The organism is Thermosporothrix sp. COM3 (genome assembly GCF_059696735.1).
Genome location: NZ_AP019376.1, coordinates 389,530 through 403,322 on the forward strand (window position 1 = coordinate 389,530; position 13,793 = coordinate 403,322).

General features: G+C 54.2%; 15 protein-coding genes. 1 reads left to right on the forward strand and 14 read right to left on the reverse strand.

Translation table 11 applies throughout. The features are described 5' to 3' along the window. Positions 1-42: 42 nt before the first annotated feature. On the reverse strand, positions 43-405 hold the full coding sequence (locus KTH_RS01695; RefSeq protein WP_497616104.1) for a cupin domain-containing protein: 363 nt from the start codon (positions 403-405) through the stop codon (positions 43-45). A 256-nt stretch (positions 406-661) separates the two neighbouring features. On the opposite strand from KTH_RS01695, the gene KTH_RS01700 reads away from it, so the two are divergent. Beyond that, complete coding sequence (locus KTH_RS01700; RefSeq protein ID WP_497616106.1) at positions 662-1,213, forward strand: YrzE family protein; 552 nt, start codon at positions 662-664, stop codon at positions 1,211-1,213. A 64-nt stretch (positions 1,214-1,277) separates the two neighbouring features. Here the strand turns inward: KTH_RS01700 and KTH_RS01705 are convergent, their stop codons facing one another. The 13 genes from KTH_RS01705 to KTH_RS01765 form a co-directional block, all read right to left on the reverse strand. Then, on the reverse strand, positions 1,278-1,871 hold the full coding sequence (locus KTH_RS01705) for a protoglobin domain-containing protein (RefSeq protein ID WP_111320041.1): 594 nt from the start codon (positions 1,869-1,871) through the stop codon (positions 1,278-1,280). Positions 1,872-2,052: 181 nt separating this feature from the next. Beyond that, positions 2,053-3,039 carry an ABC transporter substrate-binding protein gene (locus tag KTH_RS01710; RefSeq protein ID WP_497616107.1) on the reverse strand — a complete coding sequence of 329 codons (987 nt, stop codon included), beginning with the start codon at positions 3,037-3,039 and terminating at the stop codon, positions 2,053-2,055. Between the two features lie 616 nt (positions 3,040-3,655). Continuing rightward, the gene (locus KTH_RS01715; protein WP_497616109.1) at positions 3,656-4,177 is read right to left on the reverse strand and encodes a PDDEXK family nuclease; all 522 of its coding nucleotides are present in this window, start codon (positions 4,175-4,177) and stop codon (positions 3,656-3,658) included. Positions 4,178-4,276: 99 nt separating this feature from the next. Further along, entirely contained in the window at positions 4,277-4,564 is a 288-nt protein-coding gene (locus KTH_RS01720; RefSeq protein ID WP_497616110.1) for an antibiotic biosynthesis monooxygenase family protein, read from the reverse strand. Between the two features lie 121 nt (positions 4,565-4,685). Next, a complete protein-coding gene (locus KTH_RS01725; protein ID WP_497616111.1) occupies positions 4,686-5,549 on the reverse strand; it encodes a phosphotransferase family protein in 864 nt (287 codons plus the stop codon). A gap of 114 nt (positions 5,550-5,663) precedes the next feature. Beyond that, on the reverse strand, positions 5,664-8,933 hold the full coding sequence (locus KTH_RS01730) for a type 2 lanthipeptide synthetase LanM family protein (RefSeq protein ID WP_497616113.1): 3,270 nt from the start codon (positions 8,931-8,933) through the stop codon (positions 5,664-5,666). Between the two features lie 82 nt (positions 8,934-9,015). Next, positions 9,016-9,279 carry a mersacidin/lichenicidin family type 2 lantibiotic gene (locus KTH_RS01735; protein WP_497616115.1) on the reverse strand — a complete coding sequence of 88 codons (264 nt, stop codon included), beginning with the start codon at positions 9,277-9,279 and terminating at the stop codon, positions 9,016-9,018. 92 nt (positions 9,280-9,371) lie between these two features. After that, positions 9,372-9,602 (reverse strand): mersacidin/lichenicidin family type 2 lantibiotic, encoded by a 231-nt coding sequence (locus KTH_RS01740; RefSeq protein WP_497616116.1) that lies wholly within the window; start codon positions 9,600-9,602, stop codon positions 9,372-9,374. A gap of 102 nt (positions 9,603-9,704) precedes the next feature. Further along, entirely contained in the window at positions 9,705-9,986 is a 282-nt protein-coding gene (locus KTH_RS01745) for a mersacidin/lichenicidin family type 2 lantibiotic (RefSeq protein ID WP_111320056.1), read from the reverse strand. Between the two features lie 28 nt (positions 9,987-10,014). Next, positions 10,015-10,278 (reverse strand): mersacidin/lichenicidin family type 2 lantibiotic, encoded by a 264-nt coding sequence (locus tag KTH_RS01750; protein WP_111320058.1) that lies wholly within the window; start codon positions 10,276-10,278, stop codon positions 10,015-10,017. Between the two features lie 156 nt (positions 10,279-10,434). Then, the gene (locus KTH_RS01755) at positions 10,435-12,768 is read right to left on the reverse strand and encodes a peptidase domain-containing ABC transporter (RefSeq protein WP_111320060.1); all 2,334 of its coding nucleotides are present in this window, start codon (positions 12,766-12,768) and stop codon (positions 10,435-10,437) included. A gap of 3 nt (positions 12,769-12,771) precedes the next feature. After that, the gene (locus tag KTH_RS01760; RefSeq protein WP_111320062.1) at positions 12,772-12,960 is read right to left on the reverse strand and encodes a hypothetical protein; all 189 of its coding nucleotides are present in this window, start codon (positions 12,958-12,960) and stop codon (positions 12,772-12,774) included. Positions 12,961-13,650: 690 nt separating this feature from the next. Then, positions 13,651-13,785, reverse strand: coding sequence for a hypothetical protein (locus tag KTH_RS01765; RefSeq protein WP_281278847.1), 135 nt, complete (start codon positions 13,783-13,785; stop codon positions 13,651-13,653). Between the last annotated feature and the right edge of the window lie 8 nt (positions 13,786-13,793).

The following is a 13,793-nucleotide window of genomic DNA, read 5'->3' on the forward strand; positions in this document are numbered from 1 at the left end:
ACAGTGCCTGCCGCTCAGAATACAAGCAGGCAGCGCTTCTCTTTACTCATCGATCAATTGCGTGCGCTCCGGTCGAAACGCGGGTATGCACAGCGACCAGTATTCACACTCCTCATCGGCCTTCGCGTTGCTATAGGTAACTAATGTTCCCTCTCCAACCAGACAGGTTTCACCCGGAGCAACCTCAATCTGCTCGCCCTCGGCGCTGATCGCCAGCACACCACGCACCACAATCACCAGCTCATCAAAAGCCGCGATCTGGGCAGGCTCCCGCCATCCCGCCGGAGCGATCATATGAGCCAGGCTGAAATCATCCTGCCTGGTGCTGATTACGCCAAAATGTTCGTCTATCACTTTTCCATCTTCACGCGGGAAAATCGTCCCGCTGGTTACTTTACGAATCATATGCTCAGTCCCTGTTCTTTGCTTTTCGCTGAATATCGGAATGAAGCAAAGCCGACGGGAATCGGCCCGCTATTTCGTTATCCTACCCCGATCATTTTAAATCTGTCAATATACCCTCACTCTCTCATAGCCGTTTTTTCGCACGCCGCTGATCCTTGCCAGCGCATTTCCCCCTCTTCGCACGAGTGCCGCACTCTTTCTTCACCCTACCAAAATAGGGTATACTGGCTACGTACTTTTTCTACAGGGAGGTAATATGTATCAGCCACCGCAGAAAACAGGCTCAGCGGGCATCATCCTGCTATGTGGTAGTATCGCGGGCCTTGTCACAGCGATCGTCTCTTATGTGCTTCTGCGCATCATCAGTCCCCTTCTTCCCACAATCGAGCTCGGTCGTTCGCCTGTACTGAACAGCTTTATGGGGCAAATGGTCAATGCAGGCGTCGATCTTGTGCTGATCTTCATTGGCGCATTTGTCGCTGCCATTCTGGCTTCAGGCAGAACGCAGAAAACAAGCACCGGACTGCTGACCGGACTTTGTACGGGCGTAGTCTATTTCCTGATAAGCCTTCTTATTACGCTCTTTTTCTTCTTCACGCAGACGTTACCGCTGCTTTCAAATATCCCGAGCGGGATCACCACACAACTCCTCATCAACATAGTTGTCGGACTACTCATCACCGCGGTCATTGCCCTGTTGTTTGGCTCGCTCTTTGGTCTGCTTGGAGGTGTCATCGGGGGAAAAAAGAAGCCTCAATATCCGCCTGTCTCTCATCCAAATCAACCGCCCTATCAACCGCCTCGATAAGGTATCTCGCTACATAAAACAGCCGTTCCCCCGTTTTTCGGCCAGGGGAACGGCTTTCTGTAGCCTAGTATTCGCCATCCTTCACATAGGGATAGCTCCATAATGCGACCTGTAACAATACCGATTTCATCCACGCCTCGTACATTTTCTCAACGTCGGCAGGGGAGTGACCCTTGCGCGCCAGAAACGGCTTGAGCGTTGAAACGATCGGGTATACGGTCGGAATCAGATAGCGAAAACTGACATACTCCACCGCATCGACGTGGTCTGTCTCGTTCTTGGCTTCTTTGCAGTGACGCCGCCCGATCTCATATTGATAGTCAAGCCACTCCTGATCGTACTCAGCGCGGGCGGTATCGAGAATCCAGCGTCCAAAACGCTTACGCACCGCGGCGAGATACTTGGGTTCTGGCTTGCCCGTCCCCTTCTGATCAAAGGCATGACGCAACTGTGGCTGTGCAGCAAAGAAGTTATACCAGACATCAAGAATTGCCTCAACCTGATCGGACAGCACGTCATACGACATTTTGAGATAGCGTATGTCCTCATCGGTGAACATGGCTGCCGCTTTCATCTCCTGAAAGTCCTGCAAGCTCACGGGCGACCGCAACACGGTGCCGGTTCCATACGTATACCCCGGGATCTGCGATTGTGTCATCTCTTCCCTCCTTGTCTGGCCCTTAAACAGAGCCTTCAAGTAGCTTACTATGAGGAATACCGATTATCAGTATACCGAAGGGAAGAAGCCACAAGCGAGCACATAGAAATAGAGGAATACGACACTCAACAAAAAAGCGGCCCCGCCCGAAGGCAGAAGCCGCGCTTTCATTCCGAACAGGCTACTTCACCAGATAGGTGTACAGATCGTCAATAATCTTATTCGCTGCACCCATGCTCATGCCAAGCGCCCAGATGTCGTCAGAGACCTCATACACACGTCCGTTCTTCACGGCGTTGAGCTCTTTCCACTGTGGCTGGCTGGTCAGTTCCTTGAGCTTCTGATCACTGCCATAATGCATGGTGAAGATCACATCGCCATCCATATCTTTGATACGCTCAAATGAGGTCATCTCGATAAACTTTTTGGGGCTGTCCTGAATCTTTGTCCGTGGAAGTCCGGCATCTTTTAGCACAATACCCAGGAAAACGCCATTGAGGTACAGACGCACACGGTCAGGCATTGTACGCACCACCGACACATGCGTCTTCTCAAGCTTATCGCCCATCTTCTGCTTGAAATCAGCCAGACGCTTATTGTAGGCATCCATCAGCTTGTTGTACTCATCCATGCGGTTCAAAGCGTCGGCGAAGAGCTTGAGGTTCTCTTTCCAGGTCGGACCGACGTTCTCCGAGAAGACGGTTGGCGCGATCTGTGAAAGCTGATCGTACAACTTCTCGTGGCGGAACTTGTTGCTCAAAATAAGATCAGGGTTCAGGGACATAATCTTCTCAAGGTTTGGCTGAGAAAGCGTGCCCACGCTGGTAATGCCTTTTGTCTGATCACCCAGATAGGAAAGGAAGGTCTGATCTTTTGCTTGCGGGGATGTCACAGCGCCAACCGGCTTGATACCCAGCGAAATAGCGGCATCCAGCTCGCCCGTGTCCAGCACAACCACACGCTTCGGATGCGCCGGAACCTTCGTCTCTCCCATTGCATGCTTGATGACACGTGTACCGCCATCATCGTTTGCGGTCTCGGTCGTATTGGTTGAAGCACTCTGTCCTCCACAGGCGCTCAACACCACAGTGAAAAGCAGCAACAACAGCAATCCCGCGCCCAGGCGAGAGCGTCGCCGTATCTGTTTTGTCGCAACACGTTCTAACATGCCATTCTCCCAGATAACAAAAATTCGATGTTCTATGCGTTCACCAAATAGAGAGTCGTACATCCATTGCATGCGGCCTGCCCCATGCTCTTTCCTCACTTCACGGCACCGCTTGACAGGTACATTCAAGAGTACAACCGGTCATAGAGCATTCTCTTTCAGAACATGAGAGAGTTGCCCATGACGCACCGTCCTGTTCTCCCTGCAACTCTCTCCCACTACACGTATCAACAGGCCCTACAGGCAGGCTTACAGGAGAACCAGCAGCTTCGTGCTGACTTCCACCTAAACCCTACTGTTGCACTCGGATATTAGCACAACCTAAGCACTTCGTCAAGATAACTCCCGTTTCGTTTTTCCCGGGGAACCGCTACCCAAAAATAAGAAGGCATTGCCACCTTGTGCCGTCACACACAAGAGCAATGCCTTCCCCAAGAAACGCTACAGCGCCAAAAGCCAGTTATCGATGAAATAACCAGAAAAAATCCGTAAGCAGAAGTGAGCGTGCCCGCAGTATCAGATTGTTGATATTGTTGATTGACTTAGTCATCTTTCTCTCTATTATGTACCATAAAAACAAACACTTTGTCAATGGGGGAAAAGCTGAATTTCTCAATTATGAGAGAGATTCAAAATGTTCAAACCGGGTTGAACGGGCCTCTACATAGGCCTGCATCAATTTTTCCGTGGGGCGCCAATCCGCGTCAGCAAGAACCTCGCGTTGGTGCGCATCGCGATAATGCATCACAGGTTGCTCTGGTGCCACAAACAGCAGCGCACCGCAATACTCGCACTCGTGTAGCATCAGTCGCCGGTTCTGATAGGCATCATAGATCACGTAAGCTCCGACATTACCGGCAAAGATATAGACAGGGGAGCGGCTTTCTTCAGCCAGCAGCCGGGCCTTCAGCTTCTCCTTCGGCTTTGGCTTATCCGGCTTGATCTCCACCCAGATTTCATAATCAGGCAGCCAGAAATCAGGCTTGTAGAGCATACCATTCTTCAGCGTAAAACCGCCCACCTCGTAGCGATAGCGAATCCCCACCAGATCAAAGAACAGAGCCCAACGCGCCTCCAGACGGCTCCGAAAGCTATTCCCCTTATACTCTGTTTCTCTCGGCTGCATCGAGTATTTCATTTCCTATCTCCTCAAAAAAGCCGCATACCGACAGCCCGACTACACAAGCATAGCGGGTACAAAAAAGCAGGCCGAGCAAGCGCCCGGCCCGCCGACGCTTTATGCAAGCACTTCGCATTCATAGTAGGAGACCAGATTGTGGCCGTGGCCTTTCGACTCGGTCCCTTCGTGATGCCGCTTGAAGAGCTCATCATTCAGATATTCGTCGAGAGCCTCTTTTGTAGTCCAGCGCGAGACCGCCTGAATGCTGCCATCAGGGGACTTCCACAATTCCAGACCCAGGAAGCCACTGAAGCGCTTCATGCCCGGCAGCGCCTTCTTAAAGCCCTCCGCAACCGCCTGCTCATGCCCGGCAGGCACAGGGATCTTATTCACAGCAATATACATTGTTGTTCTTCCCTTTCATGTGAGATTCGTTGAGCCTGACAAATCGGGCCCAACATCCTCTTATATGATAGCACTATTTGGGCCAGTACATCCGCCGGTACTTCTTTTCTTCTCTTTACGATTACGTGTACGTCAACGTCGACAAAATGGCGTACCCTCGATGTAGAAAGCGCTCCACTGTCAGCCGATCATAGAAGCGAATCGACCAATCAACCTGACGCAGAATCATATGCGCCACATAGACGCTGAGCGCCGGAACCGATGAACGCTCAAGCAGCACCCGCCACAGCAGCGCCCGGAGCCGCTCATCCTCATAGAGAAAGAAGAACAACGTGACCAGATCAAACGCCGCATCTCCGATACAGGCACCATCCCAGTCGATCACGCCACTGATCTCACCCTCATGCAGCAGGATATTGGCCGGGTGAAAGTCAAAATGCACAATATCGTTTTTCACGGGAGTAGAAATAGCGTCCTGATGTTGCCTGACAAGCCGCTGGAGCTGTCTCAGCAGAGCAGCGGTTTCCTCCGAGTGGTGCAATAAAGAAGCATGCTCACAATAGCCCTGCCCACCAAAGAGCACCGTCTGCACAACCTCCCGAGGCCAATCGCGCGCCCCTTCAGGAGCACGACCAACCTGCAACGTGTTCAATTCCAGCAAACGGAGTAGCTGCGCTTCCGTTAAGGTCGCTGATGGGGCTCCGGGAAGCGCGCGCTGTATCAGATACGCGCCCTCATCTGTCTCCCCCCAGACCTCATACACAGGAACCGGATAGCCCGCTGACCGCAACCGTTCAAGCAATTCGCGTCGAGCAAGCACCTGTACAAGGCGGTCACGTGTTGCGTACCACTTCAGCACAAATGCATCACCAGCGGCATCGACCAGGGCATAGGCTCCCTGTTCTCCCTGTTGATAGCGGGTTTTCAGCCTGAAGGTTCGCCGCTGTCTCTCATTGAGCACCTGGAGAAGCGATTCAAGTCGCACAAACACCTCCTTTCAAGGGTTCTCACCAGTTCTTAGTATACGCGTCCGGACAGAAAAAAAGCGAGGCAACCCGAAGGTCGCCTCACCTGGCAGGTTACCTCGGCAGAACCTGCATCATACCGTACGCGCAGCCATTGGAGGCTCAAGCAGCAGTACCGAAGGGATCTGTTCTGTTCTGGCAAGGCGCAACAGGCCATAGCCGATCCCGGCAAGCCCGGTCATCAGGCCTGGCGTCTCGATACCCTGCGGCACTCCTGAGAGCGGCCCGAGCGCCTCCATATTGGCGAGAATACGGGCAACAGCGCGATCCAGTATCTCCCGATAGCGGGGCTCACGGAACTGCTGAGCGGCCATCAGCAGCAGCTCGACGTTCCCTATCGCCCCATGACAGAGCGAGTGATTGAAGTTCATCCCCTCTCTGCTCGTCGTCTGGATTGCCGCCTCGATCTCTTGTTGAAGCTGCACATCATTGCTGTACGCCAGCATCGCCATGCGTCCCAGGCCGATTCCCGGAGCGCCATGACACCAGGCAACCATACAGGTGGGTTCATCACGCTGCCCGTTTGCCATATCGCGCACATCTGCCCAGTTCTGTCGCTGCGGCACAAACAGGCTTCGCTCATATGCAAGCGCCTCCTGAGCCGCTTCAGCAAAACGGGACTCTCCGCTCCAGGCGGCCAGCTTCAGCAGACTGAGCGCGATTCCAGCCGTTCCATGCGCAAAGCCGCTCAAGGGTCTCGAATGCCCGCGTGTCAGCCAGCCAATCCCCTGATCCTGTGGCTGAGCCAGCGTCAGCAGCCGCTCACCACACTGTACCGCGAGGTCACGCAAAGCAGGCTCCGACACAACCGCGTTGAGCGCGTACAGCGTCATCAGCGTGCCTGCAATCCCGTTCGTCAGATCGGCCTGATCTTCCTTCTCAAGGATCTGGGGAAGCAGCGCTGCAAGCTCAAGAGCCTCCTGGAACAGCTTCGGCTCATTCCAGAGCATACCCAGATGGGCATACAGGTAAATCGGCGAGCCAAGCCCGTTGAATGCTCCCAGACCGAGCAGGCGCAGATACTTTCGCCCATGCTCAAGCTGACGGTGCATCATCCCGATTGCCAGTTCTGCCATCTCGGTATAGCGCTCATTGCCTGTCAGCGCGCCCAGATAGCCGAGATAGAGCGCGACGCCGCTGAGGCCATCATACAGACCGATATCAGACGGCACCACGTTCCAGACGCCCTCACCAAGCATACTGATATTCAGCCAGTGCGCCTGATCCTTGCCGCAGATTGCCAGCTCACAGATTCGCTCAGCAAGCTCGTTGCTCAGCTCGAGCAAACGCTCCGGCTCAATCTGCCGCTGCTGTTCGGGCTCGGCAAATGGCACCCCGAGCATATGTTCAGAGGCCATGTGCAGCGTCGCCAGCGAGGCCCGCACAATCCAGCTTTGCTTGTGCAGATCCCGCTCACCCATGTGCTCCAGATGTTGCCGCACCAGCGAGAGCGCCGTATCCTCAAAGAAGTTCGGGAACTCCTCGCCATCCGCCGAAAAGATGCTCCGGCTCGCGGGCGTTGTTGTGAACATTGGCACATCACTCCGAAACAGATCACGTCGTTCCGCCGGAATCACATGCAACAGTTCGGGACGTAACTCGGCTTCCAGCCAGAGTCGCGCGAAGTAGCGCTCACGCACCAGCGCATCCCGAAGCAGGTCAGGATGATAGCTTTCAGCCAGCAAGCGGGCATACGTCTCGGTCTGACGAAGCAGCACCCGAATAGTATCGTTCGCGAACCGCGGCAACCATGCAGTAATCAGCTCTTCGCGCAACGAACAGAGCAACTGATACATCCGCGTGAAGCCTCTCAGGATCGCGTCACGATACGCCAGCGCATCGACCGGCTTACCACCGTTCAGCGAGGGCCGATTCTGACTACCGGGCATCTCGACCCGCTGATGCACCACGCGCATCTGATCGGTTCCAGCTCCCTCCCAGGTGACAATAGGCCGAGGCGAAAGCTGACCCTCGGGCGTGCCAAGCCCGCTGATATCAACACCGATTGAATTCTTAGTTGACCAGGTGCGATTGGGCAACAGGCCCACGTTCAACACCGAGTACAGGGTGCGATCATTGCCCGATGCATCGCTAAACTCTCCCTGCACGACCGGCCTGAAGAGCGCTTCCAGATCAATCAGCATCGGGTGCTCGCCGACGGCAATCACGTTTTCTGCATGGAAATCGGTCGCGGTCAGGCTGTAGAGCAGCGCAAGGAAGCCACCCTGCCGCTCATAGAAGCGCTGTATCTCTGCCTCGGAAGCACAGGGACCGGCCTGCATAAACTCGGTCCAGCCATAGGAGCCACGATCGAGAATAGTGAAGGAACGAAATGCGGGAGAAGCTCCCCGCTCGTTGAGCCACTCAAGCAGTTGCTGAAAGTGCTCGTCAACCGCCAGCGATTTCGGCTTATAGATCAGCTTAAAATCGGTCGAGAATTCGAGTTTTAAAACGCTTCGTCCCTCCCGGTGCATGTCGCCCGCGCCGATCTGTAGCCGCATCAACTTGCCCGGATCGCGCCCCGGAGTAAAGGTCGCACAGATCTGCTCCCAGTCCTTGCACAAATGGCTCAGGAATTCCCCGATATAGCGTGACTGCTGTTGAAGCGTCACCAACATCAAACGGGCAAGCACCGGATACTCTTCAAGCAGCGTCAGCAGGCGCTCTCGTGTGCTGAGGTGACGAATAAAATCGGCGTAGCGCTCCTCGGCGGTTGCGCCCTTCAACAGACCCTGCATGCGCTCTACATGCATTTCCAGCACGAAGACTTTATTGAACTGCGCAAACAGGCGCTCCGAGACTGAGCGGAAAAAGGAGCGTAACATACCTTCTGGATCGAAGGGCAGGGCCGCATAGCGCGGACGCAGCTCGTTCTCGACAACCGCTTCAATCTGCCTCAAACCGTACTCCAGCAGCGGATTGAGACCGAGCAGCAGCCCGGCAGGTGGATAGATGGCCGCGATTTCCCGTGACCACTGGCTCACACGCTCGGTTGCCGGGACCGTATCCAGCACCTCAAGCAGGTCATGCAGCCATTGCGGTTCAGTCTCACTCCGCTTATAGAGCTCCTCTACAGGCTCTGCAAGGAGATAGAGGAACTCATCTTCGGAGATGTGGTGTTGCGCCAGCCATTGTGTAAAATAAGAGTCACGGTCAAAAGGGCGAGTTGTTTTCCAGGCTTGCAGGCGGCGGAGCGCTCGCTTCTGTGCTTCCGGGGAGTCGGGGAGCGAACGGTTTTGGGGGAGGGGTAAACGTTCTTCTAACAGGTATGCCTGCGCCCAGGTCGGACATTCACGGCTCTGCTGCACCTTTGACTGCGGCGGTTGAATCACACTTTCACTCATACGAAACAAAAACCTCGCTTCTTTCTTCAATGGAAAAGAGGGAGTTGAGGTGCCCTCAGACACCCCAACCGTGGAATGCTTGCTAGCAATCCCAATCATACCCGCAATCATCCCAGCGATACCAATGGTCATAACAACAGTGACAGGAGCGGTGGTAATAACGACCGCCACCACACCAGCCACCGCCGATCCAGATGAAGCCGTTACCGGTAACCTCATCCAGCTCGTCATCAGACAGCTCTTTGGCATCACCTATAGGATTCTCGGGTAATGCAGCCTGCTCTTCCGGTGACAGGCTTGCACGATAGTCTGCATCTTTCCATGCGCGGATAACATCGAACCTCACTCTTTTGCTCCTTTCTTGAACAAATGGGCATCTAATAACCTGCGGGGGTCAGCCAATGGAAGAAATGCATCCCTGCATTTTATCCTGGTTTCCTACCACCAATCGTCCCAGCCGTCCCACGAATCGCAGCTACAATAGCTGGAACTATAGTGAGAATGGCTGCTCCAGTAGCTACTGCTACCACCCACTACTTCATGCAGTTCCTCTTCTGTGAGCTCTTTCGCCTCACCAACCGGATTCTCCGGCAGGGCAGCCAGGGCTTCCGGAGAGAGATCTGCACGATAGTCTGCATCTTTCCATGCGCGGATAACGTCAAGTTTCATGTTGTACTCCTTTCGGAACAAGTGAACTCTTTCAAGGCATTCGAGATGCTGCAACCCCGAGGTATGCAGCGTAACCTCCACAACCACAGTAAAGGCTTTCTCTTAGCAGCCGCAGCCGCCGCCCCACCAGGGACCGCCACCCCACCAGGGGCCGCCGCCCCACCAGGGGCCACCGCCCCACCAGGGACCGCCACCCCACCAGGGGCCGCCGCCCCAACCACCGATTCCGATGAAGAGGGTTCCACCTGCAACTTCGTGCAGTTCCTCTTCTGCTAATTCCCTCACATCGCCAATCGGATTCGCGGGCAACTGAGCTAACTCTTCAGGTGAGAGGCTGGCGCGATACTCGGTGTCTTTCCACGCTCGGATGATATCGAACGTCATTTCTCCTCCTCGATAAGACTGATAGTAATTAGCAGCCCCAGTCACAGCCGCCACAGCCACAACCACCACCCCACCAGCCGCCGCCGCCGCCCCACCAGCCGCCACCCCACCAGGTGCCACCCCAACCGCCGACGCCGATGAAGATAGTGCCGCCAGAGACTTCGTGCAGCTCCTCTTCCGCCAGCTCTCTTACTCCGCCGATAGGACTTGCGGGTAAGGAGGCGAGCTGTTCTGGCGTCAGGCTCTCTCGATACTCGGTATCTTTCCATGCTCGGATAATATCGAATGTCATTACGGTGTTCTCCTTTCACATCTGAGTGAGATCCTTCGGGTCTTGAGATGTATAAACAACACGCATACATCTTGCTTTCTTCTGGTTGACAACAACCGTGCCCGTTGAAAGCCTGCCGAACGCTCGACAGTATGTATGCACGTGCTGTCGGCATGTTTAGACTTCCCTGAAAGTATCCCCTCCCTGATCCCCCAACATTCCACGGCCGGTATCTTCCATAATTTCACCGGTTGCAAGCTGGTGACGTATCAGGCGCGTATACACACCTCCACGCTGTAACAGCTCATTATGCGTTCCATACTCCATGATACGTCCTCGTTCAAGCACAAGTATAATGTCTGCATCTTTGACGGTGCTCAAGCGATGAGCGATGATAAACTTGGTACAGGGCAGCTTGCTAATATTTCGCGCAACCCGGCGCTCAGTCCCGACATCTAGCGAACTGGTCGCCTCATCCAGAAGCAACAGGGCCGGTTGATGGGCCAGTGCTCGCGCAATCGCAAGACGCTGTCGCTGTCCGCCAGAAAGGACACTTCCACCCTCTGCCACTGGCGTCTCATAGCCCATTGGCAGGTTCACGATGTCCTCATGCAGGGCCGCCAGATGCGCCGCCCAGACCACCTGATCCATGTTCATATCAGGGTTGTTGAACGAGATATTCTGTCTTACAGAACCGCTGAAAATAACGGCATCCTGCATCACTGCTCCAAACTGCGCCCGTACGGCCTGATAGTTCATCCGCTGCAACGGGATCCCGTCGTAGAGAATCTCGCCTTTGGTCGGCTGATACAGCCCCAGGAGCAGTTTGCCAAAGGTGCTCTTCCCTGACCCGGTTCGCCCCACGATTGCCACAGTCTGCCCGGGCTGAATTTCCAGGTTGATATCTTTCAGCACGTCCTCTGAGGCCACGTCATAGCGAAAACTCACATGTTGCAATGTCACGCGTCCACTCAGTTTGGGCGGAAGAAAGACTTCCTGTTCATCTTGCTCCGGCTTCTCGCGCATCACGTCGGCGATACGCTCAAGGTGCGAATAAACGAGCTGGATGGTCTGGCCGCTCACCATCAACGATGAGAGTGGAGTCAGAAACGCCACGGTCAACGAATTGAGCGCTAACATCGTTCCCACCTGCATCGAGCCATGCAGCACAAGCATGGTTCCGGTCCAGAGCAGGGCCAGCGGCGCCAGGGTCGTTGTCAGGGAGCGCACCATCTCCGAGACAGACGAGAGCAGATTGCGCCGAATGGAGGCGTTCAACTCCTGAAAGAAGCTGTTCGACCAGCGCTGCAACGCCTGTTGTTCCGCTCCAGCGGCTTTCAACGACTCAATACCAGTCAAGGTCTCGGCAGCATATCCGTATGTTTTTCCCTGGGCAGCCAGCTCACAGGACGAAAGGTAGTGCAGTCGTCGTCTTGTCAGCATGAAAATCAGCATTTGTAACGCGCCGATCCCCAGACCCAGCACACCAAATATGGGCGACTGCCAGAACAGGATGAACAGATATCCTGTCACCATGCTTCCATCAAGAATGGTAGAGATGAGCTGCTTGCTCAGCGTATCGCGCACAACGGTATTACTATTTAAACGTGCAATAATATCACCACTTGAACGTTGCTGGAAAAAGCGCAGTGGAAGCTGCAACAGATGCTCGAAAAAGCCTACCATCATTTGTATATCCACACGCGCCTGTAAGTAGACCAGCACGAGCGCCCGCAGCGTCGTCGTGACCAACTGAGCAAGGAACAGCACCAGAATGCCGGCAGCCATCCAGACCATCACAGACTGCTGCTGCAACGGGATGACACGGTCAACCATCAGCTTGGTCAACGCGGGCACACTCAAGCCAAGCACCTGCACCAGAAACGACGCCAGCAAGACCTGAACCAGCATCCCCGGCGCTTTCCGGGCAAGATTCGCGATATACGAGCGAAGCTTGATCTGACCCACGCCAGGCGTACGGTCAAAGTGCACTCCGGGCTCAAGCAACAGCACAACTCCGGTGAATCCCTCATCGAATTCCTCCTGAGTCATCCGGCTACGCCCGACCGCAGGATCAACCACATCGACATAACGCGGCGTCCAGCGTTCCAGCACCAGGAAATGGTTGAAATTCCAGTGTACGATAGCAGGGAGCGGGAGGTAGCGAAAGTCACTCTTCTGCAAGGAGAGCGCTCGTACCCGTAAGTTGTAGCTCTGTGCAGCCTTCACCAGGGTATGGGCCGAAGCACCTCCCCGCCCGATGCCGCATCGCTCCCGGATCTCCATGACGCTTGTCTTGCGCCCATAGTAACTCAGAATCATTGCCAGACAGGCCGCGCCACACTCGACTGTGCTCAACTGCAAGATTTCTGGCACTCTCCGTCTGAATGGCAACTTTCCTGAAAAGGTCCGCAGAGCGTGTTGAATACCTTTCTGTTGCTCAACAGGCAAACGGGCTTGTTTTGACCCTTCGTCTCCTCTGGTTGCCTGCTCCTGATCTACTTTTCGCATTGCTTACCCCCCAAGCAAAGCATGAATCTCTTGCGTTATCAGAAACAGCCCCAGAAGTAGCAGGGCCAGCGCTACCCAGAGAAACTTGAACACCAGCGGGATCATCAGGCGTGGTAATACCTGCTTCTCCTGTCGCTGGAGATAGCGCTGCAAGGCTACCTCGCGGAAAATGATGCGTTTTGACTTTTCCATGAACACCCCTCTATACCAGCTTCATTTCATCCCTGCACGAAGCAAAATGGGAAAAAGTTACACATACAGATCCATTCCCATTCTATACGCGTTCCTTGCTCTTGCTTGTGTCTCGAACCCATAGCAACTGAACTGGTACTGCTATGAATTCTTTTCCTTACGCAACTCAACATGTATTCTTTCTGCTGCGTGAACTCCAGATTCAACGACTTTATGAAATAGCTTGAGCGTACTTGATCGAACTTACCTCATTCGATCTTCACCATCGCTCGATTAAAATATATCATGTACAAAAAGCTCTACCAGTACCACACCCGAAACCATCTCCATCGGCTCTAGAGCTTGTATGAGCGCGTCGGAGAACTCTCACATGAGTCCGTTCACGCTACATTGCAATTTCGGCATGATTAGATTCATTCCCTGAAGAAAGAACTGGCAAACTCTTTTCACTTTTCCCTGAGCCAGAAGAGGTATTCCCTCTGCTCAGTGGCATCTCTATAACTATTTCTACCATAACCACAAAAGGGGCATACTCAACGGATCGCCTCTTCTCCTTCCCATCCTTGAGGTGTGCTTCTCTATATATGCAGGGCTCTACAATAAATGCAGGTATGACTTCACGGTTGCAACACCTGCTACAAATGCATAAGATTGCTTCATTTTTTTGCGTTTTGAGAGACATACAAGCGCTCAACCGGCCACAAAAGCCGCTCCGGCAACACCTCCCATTCGTCTCAAGCGGTGCGCTCGCAGCATCTCCCGGGAGGCAAGACCGCCCGGGCCCGTATTCGTGCCACCTCCGAGCCAGGTGGATGCACCGATCATAGAGAGCC